This window comes from Actinomycetospora aurantiaca, assembly GCF_037401875.1.
In the GTDB taxonomy this organism is placed as follows: Bacteria; Actinomycetota; Actinomycetes; order Mycobacteriales; family Pseudonocardiaceae; genus Actinomycetospora; species Actinomycetospora aurantiaca.
The window spans coordinates 593548-610712 of the sequence record NZ_JBBEGN010000001.1 but is presented as its reverse complement, the minus strand read 5'-3'; the positions used below and the strand labels follow the sequence as shown (position 1 = coordinate 610712).

Here is a 17165-nt window from a genome sequence, read left to right as displayed (position 1 = left end):
CCCGGATCGGGTTCGCGGGGGGAACACCGATGGCAGACCGCCGTCCGGCTCCTAACTTTGCTCCCATCGCCGGATCACCGAGGTCCGGAAGGAGCAGACGGAGACGACGATGCCGGCTACCGAGGCCAAGACCCTGCTGCAGTTCCTGCTCGACCTGCTGCGCGACCCGCAGACCCAGGCGGAGTTCGACCAGAACCCCCAGGCCACCCTCGCCGCGGCGGGCCTGGACGGGATGTGCTTCGCCGACGTGCGCGACGCCCTCCCGCTCGTGATGGACCACGCGCCCGCCTCGGTCGCCGCCCGCTACGACGACGACGTGCGTGCCGCGTCCGCCTCGGCCGTCGCGGTCGTCGGCGAGGAGCACCACCACCACGGCGGCGGCGGCGAGCACCACTGGATCCCCGGCCCCGTCCTCCCGCCGCACACGCCGGAGGTCGAGAAGGTCATCCAGCAGCTGCAGTACGTCACGAACAACTACGCCTACGACTCGCACGACACGAACTTCGAGACCAACCTCGAGCAGAACATCCGCGCCAACGGCGACGTCACCACGACGCTGGACATCGACCCGACCGTCGCGTCCGGGGACGGCGCGGTGGCGGTCGGCGGCGACAACTCCGCCCCGATCGCGACCGACGGTGCCGTGGCCGGCGACGGCAACATGATCAACGGCGACGGCACCGCTGCCTTCGGCGACGGCGACGCCACCTCGGTCGGCGGTTCGATCGGCGCCGACAACGGTGGGGCGGTCTCGCTGACCGACGCCGCGACCGGCGAGAACACCGACGAGTCGGCCACCAACTTCGGCTCGGGCGCGGCCTCCTCGCAGGGCGACGCCACCCCGGACAACTCCGAGACCGAGACGATCTCGGTGACCGACGAGTCCGACAACAGCGACAACTCGGACAACAGCGTGAACGACTCGAACAACGAGACCTCGACCGAGACCACCACCGAGACCGACGAGTCGATCTCGGACTCGGTCTTCTCCGACGGCGGGCCGATCACCGCCGCGGACGAGGACGGCCTGGACGCCCTCGACGACTGACGCACGGCCGGTGGTGGGTCCGCCCACCACCGGCTCCGGGTCGTGGCGACCGCGCCCGCCGCGACCCGACAGGACAGCCGGGACCCCCTTCCACGTCGGGGGTCCCGGCTGTTCGCGCGTCCACCGTCCGAGCCCTCGCGTCGCTCTCGCCGCCCGGTGATCACGAGTTAGAGTCGGCCGAACGGACTAGTAGACAGGTCCGGACGGTCGTCGTGGGGGTGAGGACGTGGACGGCGAGGACACGGCGGGGCCGGACCGCCGGGAGGCCCGCGCGGTCACCGCACTGGCGGTCCGGGCGGCCGCCGCCTACGGACGACCCGACCTCGCCGCCGACCTCACCGGGGCCGCCGACCGCCTCGCCGACCCGGGGGCCCGGGTGCTCGTCGTCGGGGACTTCAAGCAGGGCAAGAGCGCGCTGGTCTCCGAGCTCGCGGGCACGCCGGTGTGCCCGGTGCACGACGACGTCACGACCCGGCTGCCCACGGTCGTCCGGCACGGCCCGGAACCGGCCGCGACGCTCGTCGGGCGGGGTGGTGACGGCGAGGGCGGCACGGGCGGCGAGGTCCGACGCCGGGTCGGCTCGGCCGATCTGAGCACCGCCGTGAGCGGCCGCGACGGCGGCGACTGGACGCACGCGGAGGTCGAGCTGCCGACCGGCCTGGTCGGGGACGGCCTGGTCCTCGTGGACACCCCGGGGGAGGGCGGCCCGCGCTCGGCGAACGGGCTCGCGGTGCGGGCCGGCTTCCCGGCCGCGCACGCGGTCGTCGTCGTGACCGACGCCTCGCGGGAGCTGACCGCCCCGGAGCTCGCGCTGCTGCGGGCCGCGGACCGGCAGTGCCCGACCGTCGTCGTGGCGCTGACCAAGACCGACCTGCACCCGCGGTGGCGGGAGGTCCGCGACCTCGACCGGCGCCACCTGCACGCCCACGACCTGGACCGCGTCGCCGTCGTGCCGGTGTCGGCGACGCTGGCCGCGCACGCGCGCCGTCTGGCCGAGCGCGACGACCCGTCGTCGAGAACGGTCTCCGAGGAGTCCGGCGTGCCGGCGCTCGCGGACCTGCTGCGTCGCGACGTCGCCGATCCGGCGGGCGCGCGGCACGCGCTGGCGGCGCTGGACCAGGTCACGGACGCCGTCGCCGAGTTCTCGGCCGCGCTGGAGGCCGAGCGGGTCGGGCTCGAGGACCCGGAGGGCGTCGCCGCGATGGCCGCCGAGCTCAGCGCCGCCCGCGACCGCGTCGCCGAGCTCAAGGAGCGCAGCGCCCGCTGGCAGCAGACCCTGGCCGACGGCGTCGCCGACCTGGTCTCGGACATCGACTGGGACCTCCGCGACCGGATCCGCCACGTCGTCCGCGCCGCCGAGGAGTCCCTGGACGCGGCCGACCCGGCGTCGACCTGGGACACCTTCGCGCCCTGGCTCACCGAGGAGATCGCCGAGGCGGTCACGACGACGTTCATCTGGGCGGGCGAACGCACGTGGCGGCTGGCCGAGCGCGTGGCCGACCACTTCGCGATCTCCGGCGGCGAGGTGCGCTCGAAGCTGCCGGGGTCCGGCGGGGTGGTCGCCACCGTGGCGCCCGGCCCGCCGGAGTCGCCGCTGGAGCAGACGATGCCGGGCGGGATGGTCGTGCGGGCCGAGCTGCCCGACGTCCCCGGCATCGACGTCCCCGACCTGGAGAAGATCGGCTGGGCCAACGGGCTCGTCGTCGGGATGCGGGGGTCGTACGGCGGCGTGCTGATGGTCGGGATGGTGACGACGCTGTCCGGGCTCGCGCTGATCAACCCCTTCTCGGTGGGCGCCGGCGTGCTGCTGGGCTCCAAGACCATCCGCGACGAGCGCAAACGCGCCCTGCAACGACGGCGGGCGGAGGCCAAGGCCGCCGTCCGGCGCCACGGCGACGAGGTGCTGCACCTGGCCGGCAAGCGCTCGCGCGACCTGCTGCGCGACGTCCAGCGCACCCTGCGCGACCACTTCACCGCGCAGGCCGAATCGCTCGCGCGCTCCGTGGCGGAGGCGGTGACCGCCGCCGCGGCGGCCCAGGAGATCGAGTCCGGACGACGGGAGCGGCGGCTGCGCGACGTGCGGGCGGAGCTGGCCCGCGTGGAGCTGCTGGCCGAGCGGGTGCGCGCGTGCCGGGCGGGGTTCGTCGCCGTGTTGAGCGAAGGGTCCCTTCCGTCGAGTAGATCGAGCGGAGGGGCCCTTCGCTCGGACCGCCTCGCCCGCACCGGTGCCGCATGAGCCGGCTGCTCGACGAGACGCGCGCGGTCCTGGACCACGCGATCCGGGTGTTCGCCGACGACCCACACGCCGTCGGCGCCCTCACCGCCCAGCGCGCCCGGCTCGGCGGGCCGTTGCGGGTGGCGCTGGCCGGGTCGGTCAAGGCGGGGAAGTCGACGCTGCTGAACGCCCTGGTCGGCGAGCAGATCGCGCCGACCGGCGTGGGGGAGTGCACCCGGGTCACGACCCACTACGCCGACGCGCCCAGCCCCCGTATCGGCGTGACCTACCGCGGGCTGCGCCGCGAGGGTGATCCCGCCGAGCTCCCCGCCCTGCACCGCCGCGGCTCGCTGGTGATCGAGACCGAGCGGCTCGACCTCGCGCGGGTGGCCGCCCTGCACGTCGACTGGCCCTCGCAGCACCTGCGCGAGGTCACGCTGATCGACACGCCCGGCGTCGACTCGGCGGTCTCGCGCAGCGTGTGGGGCTCCGCGGAGCAGTCGCCGGAGGACGTGATCGACTGCGTCGTGCACCTGGTCCGCCACCTGCACGAGCCGGACACCGCGTTCCTGGAGTCCTACGGCGACCGCGTCGCCGAGAACGTCGGCGCCGCCGGGACGCTGGTGGTGCTCTCGCGGGCCGACGAGGTCGGGGGCGGCCGGATCGACGCGGTGATGGCGGCGCAGCAGGTCGCGCGCCGCTACCGGACCGACCCGGCGCTGCGCCCGTGGTGCGCCACGACGACCACCGTGGCGGGCCTGCTCGCCGAGACCGCCCGGACCCTGCGCGGGGTGGAGTTCACCGCGCTGCGCACGCTCGCCCGGCTCGACCGCGCCGAGCTCGAGGCCCAGCTCCTCACGGCGGACCGGTTCGTCGCGGCCTCCGGGGTGCTGCCGTCGGGGACCCGGCTGGCGCTGCTCGACCGCTTCGGGCTCTTCGGGGTCCGGCTCGCGACCTCGCTGCTGCGCCGCGGCGTCGATGACTCCGCCGCACTGGCCGCCGAGCTCGGTCGCCGCAGCGGCCTCGACGACCTCCGCGACATCCTCGCGACCCGGTTCCTCGCCCGCCGCGACGTGTTCCAGGCCCGCTCGGCCCTGCTCGCGGTGGAGCGCTTCCTCGCACGGGCCCGCAGCGGGTTCCCGACGGCCGGTGTGGCCGGGTCGCGTCCCTCCCCGGTGCCTCGCGCGGCCGCGTCCCGCCCGCCGGACGCACCGGCGCTCGCCGCGCTGGCCGAGGCCGTGGAGCGGGTCCGGTCGGGCGCGCACGACATCGTGGAGCTCGACGTCCTGACCCGCCTGCGGCGGCACCCGCTCGCCCTGCCGGGGCGGGCGTCCGCCGAGGTCACCGAGGAGGCCGAACGGCTGCTGGGCGACGCGGGACCCGCCGCGGCGGAGCGACTCGGCCTGGCCGCGGACACCGGGGCGTCGGAGCTGCGGGCGGTGGCCCTGGCGGCGCTGGGCCGGTGGCGCGGGCACGCCGAGAACCCGCTGGCGGACCCGGACACCGCGGAGGTCGCGCAGGTCGTCGTCCGGTCCCTCGAGGGCGTCCTCGCGGAGCTCCCGCGCCTCGTCGGCGTCGGATGACGGAAGGATCCTGAGCGGACCCCACTCACGGCCGTCCGACCCCGGCACCCGTGTCTCGCCTACGATGGAGTGTCGGGTTCGTGGTCGGTGAGGAGGTCGAGCAGATGAACGCCGAGGAGCGCCGCATCGCGGTGCTGCGCGCGATCGTCGCCGACTTCGTCGCCACCAACGAGCCCGTGGGCAGCAAGGGCATCGTCGACCGCCACAACCTCGGCGTCTCGTCGGCGACCGTCCGCAACGACATGGCCGCCCTGGAGGACGAGGGCTACATCATCCAGCCGCACACCAGCGCCGGCCGGATCCCCACCGACAAGGGCTACCGCCTGTTCGTCGACCGGCTCTCCCAGGTCAAGCCGTTGTCAGCCGCGGAGAAGAAGGCCATCTCGACCTTCCTCGAGGGCGCGGTCGACCTGGACGACGTGCTGCGGCGCAGCGTCCGGCTGCTCGCCCAGCTGACGCGGCAGGTCGCGGTGGTGCAGTACCCGACGCTGACCCGCTCGACGGTGCGCCACCTCGAGGTGGTCAGCCTGACGCCGGCGCGGCTCATGCTCGTGCTGATCACCGACACCGGCCGGGTGGACCAGCGCGTGGTCGACCTCGGCGACGTGCTCGCCGACGACGACGTCGCGCGGCTGCGCACCATGCTCAACCAGGCGCTCGTCGGGAAGCCCCTGGCGACGGCCGCCGCCACCGTCGCGGCGCTGCCCGAGGAGGCGTCCGACCTGCGGACGGTGGTCACCACGGTGAGCGCCGTGCTGGTCGAGGCCCTCGTCGAGCACCCCGAGGAGCGGCTGGTGCTCGGCGGCACCGCGAACCTCGCCCGCCAGGGCGCGGACGCGTCGTCGCTGCGCGGGGTGCTCGAGGCGCTCGAGGAGCAGGTCGTGGTGCTGCGGCTGCTCGCGGCGTCGAACGACCCGGCGCAGGTGACGGTGCGTATCGGTGAGGAGAACGAGGCCGAGGACCTGTGGGCGACGTCCACGATCTCCATCGGCTACGGCCCGGTCTCGGCGCCGGCGCTCGGCGGGATGGGCGTCGTCGGACCGACCCGGATGGACTACCCCAGCACGATCGCGGCGGTGCGGGCCGTCGCGCGGTACGTCGGCGAGATCGTCGGCGGACGCTGACAGACGCTCCCCAACAGGACAAGGACGACAGACCAGCGTGGCCACGGACTACTACGACATCCTCGGCGTCAGCCGGGAGGCCGACGACAACGAGATCCGCCGGGCGTACCGCAAGCTCGCCCGAGAGCTCCACCCCGACGTCAACCCCGACGCCGCGGAGCGGTTCCAGCAGGTCAAGAGCGCCTACGAGGTGCTCTCCGACCCCGAGAAGCGGCGCATCGTCGACCTCGGCGGCGACCCGAACGCGACGGCGGGCGCCGGCGGGTTCGGCGGCGCCGGCGGCTTCGGCGGGGCCGGCTTCGGCGGGCTCGGCGACATCATGGACGCGTTCTTCGGCGCGGCCGGCGGCGGAGGCGGGCGGGGCCCGCGGGGCCGGGTGCAGCCCGGCGAGGACGCGCTCATCCGCATCGACCTCACCCTCGAGGAGTGCGCGGCGGGGGTCGCGCGGGAGCTGACGGTCGACACCGCGGTGCTCTGCGAGCGCTGCGAGGGCGGCGGCGCCGAGGCCGGCTCGCACCCGATCCCCTGCGACACCTGCGGCGGGCGCGGCGAGATCCAGAACGTGCAGCGCAGCTTCATCGGGCAGGTCGTCACGGCCCGCCCGTGCCCCGTGTGCCGCGGGCTCGGCGAGATCATCCCGAACCCCTGCCAGCAGTGCGGCGGCGACGGGCGCGTGCGGGCCCGGCGCACCGTGACCGTGCAGGTGCCCCCGGGCGTCGGCGACGGGATGCGGATCCGGATGGCGGGGCAGGGCGAGGTCGGCCCCGGCGGCGGCCCGGCCGGCAACCTCTACGTCGAGGTCACCGAGGCCCCGCACGAGTACTTCGAGCGCGACGGCGTCGACCTGCACTGCCACGTCAGCCTTCCGATGACGGCGGCGGCGCTCGGCACCACGCTGCGTCAGCGCACGCTCGAGGGCGACGAGGAGCTGCACATCGACCCGGGCACGCAGCCGGGCACCGTGCACACCCTGCGCGGCAAGGGGATGCCCCGGCTGCGCTCGTCCGGGCGCACCGACGGCCGCGGGGATCTGCTGGTCCACCTCGACGTCGGGGTGCCCGAGAAGCTGGACGCCCGGCAGACCGAGCTGCTCCGCGAGCTCGCCGCGCTGCGCGGCGAGGAGCAGCCGGAGTACTCCGGCGGCCGGCACAACGGGCTGTTCGGGCGGCGCAAGGCGGCCGGACGCGGCCGGTGACGCCTGGTCGGGCGGAGTGGACCCGGCCGGCGCTGTTCTGGGTCGATCCGGTCCCCGCGGCCGGGGTGGTCACCCTGGACGGGCCCGAGGGCCGGCACGCCGCCGACGTCCGGCGGGTGCAGCCCGGTGAGGTGATCCTCCTCGGCGACGGGGCGGGGACCCGGGCGCGCGCCGAGGTCACCGCCGTGGCCCGGGGTTCGGTGACCGCGGAGATCGTCGAGACCCGCACCGACCCGCCGTCGGGACGGCGCCTGGTGCTGGCGCAGGCGCTGGCGAAGGGCGACCGGGGGGAGCTCGCCGTCGAGACCGCGACCGAGGCCGGGATCGACGCGGTGATCCCGTGGCGGGCGGAGCGGTGCGTGACCCGGTGGGACGACGGCCCGCGCGGCGCGAAGCAGCTCGGGCGGTGGCGGTCCACGGTCGCCGAGGCGGCGAAGCAGGCGCGGCGGGCGTGGATCCCGGAGGTCACCGAGCCCCTGACGACGAACCAGCTGGCCGGGCGCGTCCGAAGCACGACGTGCCTGCTGCTGGAGGCGACCGCGGAGGTCTCGATGGCGGACGTGGCGCTGGGCGAGGAGGGGGAGATCGTGCTGCTGGTCGGGCCCGAGGGCGGTGTCACGGACGCCGAGACGTCCCGGTTGGTGGAGGCCGGCGCGACCCCGGTCCGTCTCGGCCCGGCCGTCCTGCGGACCTCGACGGCGGCCGCCGTGGCGCTCGGGGCCCTGGGTGTGCGAGTCGGTCGGTGGGACACGGAGCGCAGCGGAGCTGGACCCGGTCGGTGGGACGCGTGATGGCGAGGCGCAGCCTGCTCGGACTGCTCGGCCTGACGGGGCTGGTGGCGGCCTGCTCGACCAGCCCCGCCGGCACCACCCCCGCGCCCCGCCCCGGCACCCCCGACCCGGTCCCGCTGCGCTACGGCGCGGACCCCTCGCAGTACGCGGTGCTGCACCTGCCGCCGGGGGCGCCGGTGGGGGCGCTGCCGGTGGTCGTGGTGATCCACGGCGGGTACTGGCGGGCTGCCTACGGCCTGGAGCTGGGCACGCCGCTCGCGGTCGACCTGACGAACTCCGACGTCGCCGCCCTGAACGTCGAGTACCGGCGGGTCGGTGCGGGCGGGGGGTTCCCGGCCACGCTCGCCGACGTCGCGGCGGCGATCGACCTGCTGGCGACCGACGCCGTCGCCGCCGCCCGTGCCCTCGGCCGCGAGCTGGACCTGGAGCGGGTCGTCCTGCTCGGGCACTCCGCCGGCGGCCACCTCGCGGCGTGGGCGGGGTCGCGCACCCGGCTGCAGGCGCCCGCGACCGGCGCGGACCCGGTGGTCGTCCCGCGCGGCGTCGTGTCGCAGGCCGGCGTGCTCGACCTCGTGGCCGGAGCCCAGCAGAACCTCGGCGGGGGAGCGGTCGTCGACCTGCTCGGCGGCGACCCGGTCACCCAGGCGGCGCGCTACGCGGTCGCGTCGCCGGCGGCGCTGGTGCCCGCGCCGTGCCCGGTCGTGGCGGTGCACGGGACCGCCGACGACGTCGTCCCGCTCGACCAGTCGCAGCGCTACGTGGCCGCGGCGACCGCGGCCCGCGGGCAGGCCCGGCTGGTCGAACTCCCCGGCGTCGACCACTTTCAGCTCATCGACCCCGCCACGTCGGCCTGGAACATCATCCGTGGCGAGGTGCTCGGCCTGCTGCGATAGGGCGTTGCGCGAAGCACACGGCGGGCGGGGGTCGTTTCGCCTCGGCGGGGCGTTGCGCGACGCACACGGCTGGGACACGTCGCCTCATGTCGTCGGGACGTGCGCGACGCATACGGCAGAGACGGCTGACGTCGGATGGCCCGGACGATGCACCGCGCACCGAGAGCGCGGGCCGCGTTCGCCTCCCCTGGCCGTGTGCGCGGCGCAACGCGACCGCGGACACGAGCTGCCCGCTCTGGCCGTGTGCGCGGCGCAACGCCTCCGCGGGCAGGGATCACCCGCCCTCGCCGTGTGCGTCGCGCACCCGGAAATGGGGTGGCGGGCCGGCGCGGCTCGGGTAGGCTCGCGCGCATCATGAAGCTCTGACGACGCCTCGACCCATCGCCCGCGGCACCGCCCGGCGGGGTCATCCCACTCCGTTCCCCGGAGCGTCGTCGTGTCTTCCGCCCTGCTGTCCGGTCTCGAGCCCGTCGTCGCGCACGGCCTGGTCCGCTCCTTCGCCGCCCGCCCGGTCCTCGACGGCGTCGACCTGACCGTCGCCCCCGGCACCCGCCTCGGGCTGATCGGGGAGAACGGGACCGGCAAGTCCACCCTGCTGCGGCTGCTGGCCGGGGTGGACGTCCCCGACGCCGGGACGGTCGTCGTCCCGGCCGACCTCGTGTACCTCCCGCAGGAGCCCGAGGTGGACGAGGGATCCACCGTCGGGACGATGCTCGACGAGGCCCTGCGGCCGCTGCACGACGCGGTGGGCGCGCTCGAGGAGCTGGCCGAGCGGATGGTCGGTGAGGACGTCGCCGCCGAGTACGACGAGGTCCTCGCCTGGGCGATCGCGCACGACGCGTGGGACGCCGACCGGCGCGCGGAGGTCACCGCGGCCGTGCTCGGGGTGGCGGACCTGGACCGGTCACGCCTGGTCAGCTCGCTGTCCGGTGGTCAACGCACCCGCCTCGCCCTCGCGGCGGCGCTGGTGCGCCGGCCGGCCGTGCTGCTGCTCGACGAGCCGACCAACCACCTCGACGACGAGGCCCTCGACCTGCTCGAGCGCAGCCTCGTCGAGCTCCCGGGCGTCGTGATCGCGGCCAGCCACGACCGGACGTTCCTCGACCGCGTCGCCACCGAGCTGTACGACCTCGACGCCGGCGTGCTCGGCACCGACGGCCGGGGTGGTCGGCGGTTCGGCGGGTCGTTCTCGGAGTACCTGGTCGCCCAGGCCGACTCGCGCCGCCGCTGGGAGGAGACGTTCGCCGCCCAGCAGGAGGAGATCGCGGCGCTGCGGGAGCGGACCCACGTGGACCTGCGCTCGGTCGCCGCCGGCCGCGGGCCCACCGACAACGACAAGTTCATCACGAAGTTCAAGGGCGCAGGAGTGGAACGGGCCCGGGCCCGGCGGGTCCACGACGCGGAGCGCCGCCTCGAGGTCGCCGAGCGCGAGGCGCTGCCGAAGCCGCCGGCGCCGCTGCGGTTCGCCGCGCCACTCACCGGTGGCGCTGCGACCGTCTCCGTCCGCGGCCTCCGGGTGGCCGGCCGGCTCTGGCTGGACCTCCTCGACGTCGGCGCCGGCGAGAAGCTGCTGGTCACCGGCCCGAACGGGTCGGGCAAGTCGACCCTGCTCGCCGTCCTCGCGGGGGAGCTCCTTCCCGACGCCGGGTCGGTGCAGGTAGGGGCGCGTCGGGTCGCCACGGTGGCCCAGGACCCGGAGTTCGCCCGGCCCGACCTCCCGGCGCGCGAGATCTACGCGGGCGCCGTCGGCGCCGGGGCCGAGGCGGTCCCGCTGCGCTCCCTGGGCCTGCTGCACCCCCGCGACCACGGGACGGCGGTCGGGGCGCTCAGCGTGGGGCAACGGCGGCGGCTGTCGCTGGCGGTCGCCGTGGCGGTCGGCCCGGACCTGCTCCTGCTCGACGAGCCGACGAACCACGTGTCGCTGCGGCTCGCCGGAGAGCTGGAGGAGGCGTTGGGGGCCGCCGCGGGCACCGTCGTCGTGACCTCGCACGACCGCTGGCTCCGGTCGCGGTGGGAGGGACCGTCGCTGGGGTTGACCGTCGGTCCCTCGGTCTAGACTGATTCACGCACGCATCACCGCACGGGGAGCACGCATCCTGAGTCCCACGTCCACCGACTCGTCCGGCGAGTCGCGCATCGTCGTCCCCGAGTCCGCGCTGCTCGCGCTGTTGGGCAAGCGTGACGAGAACCTCCGTGAGGCCGAGGACCTGCTGGACGCCGACGTCCACGTCCGCGGCAACGAGCTGACCCTCACCGGCACGCCCGCCGACGTGGCGTTCGCCGAGCGGGTCTTCGCCGAGCTGGTGGTCCTCGCCAGCCGCGGCCAGCAGATCGACCCCGACGGCGTCCGTCGCACCGTGCGCATGCTCGGCGACGACGCCCCCGAGGCCGCGTCGCCCGCCGAGGTGCTGAGCCTCGACATCCTGTCGCGCCGCGGACGCACCATCCGGCCGAAGACGCTGAACCAGAAGCGCTACGTCGACGCCATCGACGTCAACACGATCGTCTTCGGCATCGGCCCGGCCGGCACCGGCAAGACGTACCTGGCGATGGCCAAAGCCGTGCAGGCACTGCAGGCCAAGCAGGTCACCCGCATCATCCTCACCCGCCCGGCCGTCGAGGCGGGGGAGCGGCTCGGGTTCCTGCCGGGCACGCTGTCCGAGAAGATCGACCCGTACCTGCGCCCGCTGTACGACGCCCTGCACGACATGCTCGACCAGGATTCGGTGCCGAAACTGATGGCCGCCGGCACCATCGAGATCGCGCCGCTGGCGTACATGCGGGGCCGCGCGCAGCCGGTCGACACCCCAGTTCTCACGCCGGACGGCTTCCGGCCGATCGGGGAGCTGAGGGTCGGGGACCTCGTGACCGGTCGCGACGGCCGGCCGACGCCGGTGCTGGGCGTGCACCCGCAAGGGCGCAAGCAGGTCTACCGTGTCATGGCCCAGGACGGCGCGTCCACGCTCGCGTGCGGCGAACACCTCTGGTTCGTCACCACGCCGGACGACCGTCGGCACGGGAAGGAAGGTCGGGTCCTGCAGACGCAGGACATGATCGACAACCTGCGTTGGTCCCACGCCCACCGCTACGAGTTGCCGGTGGTTGCTCCGGTCTCCTTCCCGCACCGGGAAGTTCCGATGGACGCGTACGCGCTCGGCCTCCTCCTGGGCGATGGCTGCATCACCACGGCGACCACTCCGAGCTACTCGACGACGGACCCCGAGCTCGCCGAGGCACTCGGTGCGGCCCTGCCCGGGGTCACGGTGCGCCACAAGCCGTCCTACGACTACGTGTTGAACCGGGCCGGAGCACGGGGTCGCGTCACGACGGCGAACCCGGTGACCGCGATCCTGCGGGAGCTGGGCCTCGCAGGCACCGGCTCGACGTCGAAGTTCATCCCCGAGCAGTACCTGCACAACGACGTCGACGTCCGGCTGGCCGTTCTCCAAGGACTGCTCGACACCGACGGCGGTCCGGTCCGGCAGGGCGGTCGGACGTGCCGAGTGCAATACACGACGTGCTCGAAGCGGCTCCGCGACGACGTGACGTTCCTCGTGCGGTCGCTGGGTGGTGTCGCGTACGAGACGACGCGATACGCGGCCGGTCGGAAGCCGGGTCGCGCGAACGGTCGTCCGGTGCACTACCGCAACGACGCGTACGTGCTCGACATCCGGCTCCCAGAGGGTCTGGCCCCGTTCCGGCTGACCCGCAAGCGGGAGTCGTACGAGGCGACCGGCGGCGGACGGCCCCGGCGCTACATCGACAGCATCCTGCCTGCCGGCGAGGCAGAGTGCGTATGCATCTCGGTGGCTGCGGAGGACTCGCTGTACGTGACCGAGGACTTCCTCGTCACGCACAACACGTTGAACGACGCGTTCATCATTCTCGACGAGGCCCAGAACACCACCCCGGAACAGATGAAGATGTTCCTGACGCGGCTGGGCTTCAATTCGAAGATCGTGGTCACCGGCGACATCACGCAGGTCGACCTGCCCGGCGCGCAGATGTCCGGGCTCCAGGTGGTACGTCAGATCCTCGACGGGGTGGACGACGTCCACTTCAGCGAGCTGACGAGTTCGGACGTCGTCCGCCATCGCCTGGTCGCGGACATCATCGACGCGTACGGCCGGTGGGACTCCCGGCAGAACGGTGGACCGAAGGCCGTGCCGAACGCCCCGCGCACCGGGCCGCCGCAGAACCGTCGCGACCGGCGGGGTGGCCGATGAGCATCGAGATCGCCAACGAGTCCGGGGTCGACGTCGACGAGGCTCCGATCGTCGACGTCGCCCGCTACGCGCTCGACCGGATGGGCGTGAGCCCGCTGGCCGAACTGTCGATCCTGCTGGTGGAGCTCGAGCCGATGGCCGAGCTGCACGAGCGCTGGCTCGACCTGCCGGGACCGACCGACGTCATGAGCTTCCCGATGGACGAGCTGGACACGGCCAAGCGGCCGGACTCCCCGCCGTCGGGGCCGAGCCTGCTCGGCGACATCGTGCTGTGCCCGGCCTTCGCGCGGGACCAGGCGGTGTCGGCCGGGCACTCGCTCGACGACGAGCTGCACCTGCTGACGGTGCACGGCGTGCTGCACCTGCTCGGGTACGACCACGCGGAGCCCGACGAGGAGACCGAGATGTTCGGGCTGCAGGGCGAGCTGCTCGGCGGCTGGCGCGGCGAGGTGGCCGAGCGGGCCCGCGCCGAGCGGGACCGGCTCACCCGGGAGCGCCAGCGCGCGGCCGACGAGAAACTGCTGGGCACGGTCGGTCTGGACGAGAGTCCCTCGTGACCGCCGCCCAGATCGGGCAACTGGTCGCCGCCCTGATCCTCGTCCCCCTGGCGGGGGTGTTCGCGGCGGCGGACGCGGCGATCACCACGATGTCGCCGGCCCGGGTCGACCAGCTCGTCCGCGAGGGCCGGGCAGGGGCGAAGGCCCTGGCGGCGGTCGTGGCGGACAAGCCGCGGCACCTGAACCTCGTCCTGCTGATGCGCCTCGCGTGCGAGGTGGTCGCGACCGTGCTGGGCGCCTACGTCGCGCTGCAGCTGATCTCGTCCGAGGGCTGGGCGGTGACGGTCGCGGTGCTCGTCGTGATCGTCGTGTCCTACGTGCTGATCGGGGTCGGGCCACGGACGATCGGGCTGCAGCACCCCTACGGGGTCGGGCTCGGCGTCGCCCTCCCGATCCGGGCGCTGGTGCGGCTGCTCGGGCCGCTCGCGTCCCTGCTGATCCTCGTCGGCAACGCGATCACCCCCGGCCGCGGCTTCCGCGAGGGGCCGTTCAGCCAGGAGGTCGAGCTGCGCGAGCTGGTCGACATGGCCGGCGCGCGCGGGCTGGTGGACGACTCCGAGCGCTCGATGATCCAGTCGGTGTTCGAGCTGGACGACACGATCGTCCGCGAGGTGATGGTCCCGCGCACCGAGATGGTGTGGATCGAGCGGGAGAAGTCCGTCCGCCAGGCCCTCGCGCTGGCGCTGCGGTCGGGGTACTCGCGCATCCCCGTGATCGGGGAGAACGTCGACGACACCGTCGGCGTGATCTACCTCAAGGACCTCGTCCGCTTCACCACCGCGCGGCAGAACGACCCGTCCCACGCCCCGGAGGACCACGCGGGCGCCGTCGGGGACGTGATGCGCCCCGCCGCCTACGTGCCGGACTCCAAGCAGGCCGACGACCTGCTGCGCGAGATGCAGCGGACCCGCAACCACATGGCGCTCGTCGTCGACGAGTACGGCGGGATCGCGGGCCTGGTGACCATCGAGGACATCCTCGAGGAGATCGTCGGGGAGATCACCGACGAGTACGACACCGCCGAGCACCGCCCGCTGGACCGCCTCGACGACGGGACGCTGCGGGTCTCGGCGCGCCTGCCGGTGGAGGACCTCGAGGAGGCCACCGGGGTGGAGTTCGAGGCGGAGGACGTGGACACCGTCGGCGGCCTGCTGGCCCAGCGGCTCGGTCGCGTGCCGCTGCCGGGCGCCGAGGCCGAGGTGGGCGGGCTGCGGCTGCGCGCCGAGGGCGGCGAGGACGCCCGGGGACGCATGCGGATCGTGTCCGTGCTGGTGTGGGACCCGAACCCGCCGGCCGAGGACACCCCCGACGACGGGTCGGGCTCCGAGGACGACGACGCGCTCGTCAGGGCGAGCGGAGAGGACCGGCGTGGCTGACGTGGCAGGGATCCCCGGGCCGAGCCCGCGGCACGACGTCGTCGTGGTCGGCGGCGGCATCGTCGGGCTGGCGGTGCTGACCGCGCTGCTGGACGCCGGGCACACGTCGGTGGCGCTGGTCGAGCGGGAGTCCTCGCTGGCCGGGCACCAGACCGGACGCAACTCCAACGTCATCCACTCCGGGCTGTACTACGCCCCCGGCTCGCTCAAGGCGCGCCTGGCCGTGGCGGGCTGCGCGGAGACCAAGGCGTTCTGCGCGGAGCACGACCTGCCCTACGCCGAGTGCGGCAAGGTCGTCGCCGCGACCGCGGAGGAGGAGCTGCCGCGGATGGCCGAGCTGGTGCGCCGCGGGCGCGCCAACGGCGTCGCGGTGGAGGAGCTGGACGCCGCCGGGGTGCGCGACCGGGAGCCCGCGGTCCGGGCGGTCGCCGGGCTGTGGGTCTCCTCGACCGGCATCTGCGACTACGAGGCCATCACGGCGAAGCTCGCCGAGCTCGCCGTCGCGCGGGGTGCAGTGATCCACACCGGCCGCGCCGTGCGCTCGGCCGTGCGCCGTCGTCGGGACGTCGTCGTGCACACCGACGCGGGCGACCTGCTCGCGGGGCAGGTCGTGGTGTGCGCCGGGCTGCGCTCGGACGAGATCGCGCGGGCCTCCGGATTCGACCCGGGCGTGCGGATCGTGCCGTTCCGCGGCGAGTACTCCGACCTGCGCGGGCCGAAGGCCGACGCCATCCGCGGGCTGGTCTACCCGGTGCCCGACCCCGCGTTCCCGTTCCTCGGCGTGCACGCCACCCGCGGCGTCGACGGCTCCGTGCACGTGGGCCCCAACGCCGTGCTCGCGCTCGCCCGCGAGGGCTACGACTGGCGCACGCTGAAGGCGCGCGAGCTGGCCGGCACGCTGACCGACCCGGGCTTCCTCGCCCTCGCCGCGAAGCAGTGGCGCTACGGGCTCGGGGAGATGCACCGGTCGTTGTCGAAGGCCGCGATGGCGAAGGCCGTGGCGCGGATGCTGCCGGGGGTCACGGCGGACGACCTGCAGCCCCCGCACGACGTGATGCGCCGCGCCGGGGTGCGCGCGCAGGCGGTCCGGCCGGACGGGTCGCTGGTGGACGACTTCCTGTTCGTCCAGGACGGCGACGGCGACCCGGGTGTGCTGCACGTGCTCAACGCGCCCTCGCCGGCGGCGACGGCGGCCCTGCCGATCGGGCGGGAGATCGTGGCGCGGCTGGAGGGCAAGGTGGAGGCCGCGTGACCTGGCCCGAGGGCTTCCGCTCGGGGTTCGCGTGCTTCGTCGGGCGGCCGAACGTCGGGAAGTCGACGCTGACGAACGCGCTGGTGGGGCAGAAGGTCGCGATCACCTCGTCGCGGCCGCAGACCACGCGGCACGCGATCCGCGGGATCGTGCACCGCCCGGACGGGCAGCTGGTGCTCGTCGACACCCCCGGCCTGCACAAGCCGCGCACGCTGCTGGGCGAGCGGCTCAACGACGTCGTCCGGACGACGTGGGCCGAGGTCGACGTCGTCGGCTTCTGCGCCCCGGCGGACCAGCCGGTCGGGCCGGGCGACCGGTTCATCGTCAACGAGCTGCGCAAGGTCGCCGACCGGACCCCCGTCGTCGGGATCCTGACCAAGACCGACCTGGCGCGACCCGAGGTGATCGCCGAGCGCCTCCTCGCGCTGCAGGAGCTCGCGGACTTCGCGGAGATCGTGCCGGTGTCGGCGGTGTCCGGGAAGCAGGTCGAGCTGCTGACGGACCTGCTGCTGGGCCAGATGCCGCCCGGCCCGCCGCTCTACCCCGAGGGCGAGCTCTCCGACGAGCCGGAGACGACGATGATCGCGGAGTTCGTCCGCGAGGCCGCCCTGGAGGGCGTGCGCGACGAGCTGCCGCACTCGCTCGCCGTCGTCGTCGAGGAGATGGTCGAGGGCAGGACGCTCCAGATCCGCGCCGAGATCTTCGTCGAGCGGTCGTCGCAGAAGGCGATCGTGATCGGCCGGGGCGGGTCGCGGCTCAAGGACGTCGGCACCCGGGCCCGGCAGCAGATCGAGAACATGCTGGGGACGCAGGTGCACCTGGACCTGTTCGTGAAGGTGGCGAAGGACTGGCAGCGCGACCCGCGTCAGTTGCGCCGGCTGGGCTTCTGACGCGGGTCGCGGGCC

Annotated in this window: 12 protein-coding genes and 3 pseudogenes; all 15 read left to right on the top strand. The window is 74.5% G+C overall.

The window, feature by feature from the left end; all coding sequences use genetic code 11:
* Window positions 1-109: 109 nt before the first annotated feature.
* The 15 genes and pseudogenes from WCD74_RS02800 (at window position 110) to era (ending at window position 17150) form a co-directional block, all read left to right on the top strand.
* Window positions 110-1048 carry an IniB N-terminal domain-containing protein gene (locus tag WCD74_RS02800; protein WP_337693289.1) on the top strand — a complete coding sequence of 313 codons (939 nt, stop codon included), beginning with the start codon at window positions 110-112 and terminating at the stop codon, window positions 1046-1048.
* Between the two features lie 226 nt (window positions 1049-1274).
* Window positions 1275-3284 (top strand): dynamin family protein, encoded by a 2010-nt coding sequence (locus WCD74_RS02795; protein ID WP_337693288.1) that lies wholly within the window; start codon window positions 1275-1277, stop codon window positions 3282-3284.
* Window positions 3281-4846 (top strand): dynamin family protein, encoded by a 1566-nt coding sequence (locus tag WCD74_RS02790; RefSeq protein WP_337693287.1) that lies wholly within the window; start codon window positions 3281-3283, stop codon window positions 4844-4846. Before WCD74_RS02795 ends, WCD74_RS02790 begins: the two co-directional genes overlap by 4 nt.
* Before the next feature lie 104 nt (window positions 4847-4950).
* Window positions 4951-5970: a heat-inducible transcriptional repressor HrcA gene (hrcA, locus tag WCD74_RS02785; protein WP_337693634.1), complete on the top strand. Its 1020-nt coding sequence runs from the start codon at window positions 4951-4953 to the stop codon at window positions 5968-5970.
* Window positions 5971-6007: 37 nt separating this feature from the next.
* The gene (gene dnaJ / locus WCD74_RS02780; RefSeq protein WP_337693286.1) at window positions 6008-7165 is read left to right on the top strand and encodes a molecular chaperone DnaJ; all 1158 of its coding nucleotides are present in this window, start codon (window positions 6008-6010) and stop codon (window positions 7163-7165) included.
* Window positions 7162-7956 (top strand): 16S rRNA (uracil(1498)-N(3))-methyltransferase, encoded by a 795-nt coding sequence (locus tag WCD74_RS02775; RefSeq protein WP_337693285.1) that lies wholly within the window; start codon window positions 7162-7164, stop codon window positions 7954-7956. The genes dnaJ and WCD74_RS02775 overlap by 4 nt, the downstream gene beginning before the upstream one ends.
* The gene (locus WCD74_RS02770) at window positions 7956-8849 is read left to right on the top strand and encodes an alpha/beta hydrolase family protein (RefSeq protein WP_337693284.1); all 894 of its coding nucleotides are present in this window, start codon (window positions 7956-7958) and stop codon (window positions 8847-8849) included. The genes WCD74_RS02775 and WCD74_RS02770 overlap by 1 nt, the downstream gene beginning before the upstream one ends.
* Window positions 8850-9285: 436 nt before the next feature.
* A complete protein-coding gene (locus WCD74_RS02765) occupies window positions 9286-10905 on the top strand; it encodes an ABC-F family ATP-binding cassette domain-containing protein (RefSeq protein ID WP_337693283.1) in 1620 nt (539 codons plus the stop codon).
* Window positions 10906-10942: 37 nt separating this feature from the next.
* Window positions 10943-11638: pseudogene (locus tag WCD74_RS02760) on the top strand (PhoH family protein); the annotation flags it as partial.
* Window positions 11627-12451, top strand: a pseudogene (locus WCD74_RS02755) (LAGLIDADG family homing endonuclease); the annotation flags it as partial. The pseudogenes WCD74_RS02760 and WCD74_RS02755, both read left to right, overlap by 12 nt.
* Window positions 12452-12709: 258 nt before the next feature.
* Window positions 12710-13075 (top strand): annotated as a pseudogene (locus WCD74_RS02750) (PhoH family protein); the annotation flags it as partial.
* Window positions 13072-13632, top strand: coding sequence for an rRNA maturation RNase YbeY (gene ybeY / locus WCD74_RS02745; protein WP_337693282.1), 561 nt, complete (start codon window positions 13072-13074; stop codon window positions 13630-13632). The pseudogene WCD74_RS02750 and the gene ybeY, both read left to right, overlap by 4 nt.
* Window positions 13629-15008 (top strand): hemolysin family protein, encoded by a 1380-nt coding sequence (locus WCD74_RS02740; protein WP_337693281.1) that lies wholly within the window; start codon window positions 13629-13631, stop codon window positions 15006-15008. The genes ybeY and WCD74_RS02740 overlap by 4 nt, the downstream gene beginning before the upstream one ends.
* Window positions 15001-16260, top strand: a complete 1260-nt coding sequence (lhgD, locus tag WCD74_RS02735) for an L-2-hydroxyglutarate dehydrogenase (protein WP_337693280.1) — start codon at window positions 15001-15003, stop codon at window positions 16258-16260. The genes WCD74_RS02740 and lhgD overlap by 8 nt, the downstream gene beginning before the upstream one ends.
* Complete coding sequence (era, locus tag WCD74_RS02730) at window positions 16257-17150, top strand: GTPase Era (RefSeq protein WP_337693279.1); 894 nt, start codon at window positions 16257-16259, stop codon at window positions 17148-17150. The genes lhgD and era overlap by 4 nt, the downstream gene beginning before the upstream one ends.
* The last annotated feature ends 15 nt before the right edge of the window (window positions 17151-17165 follow it).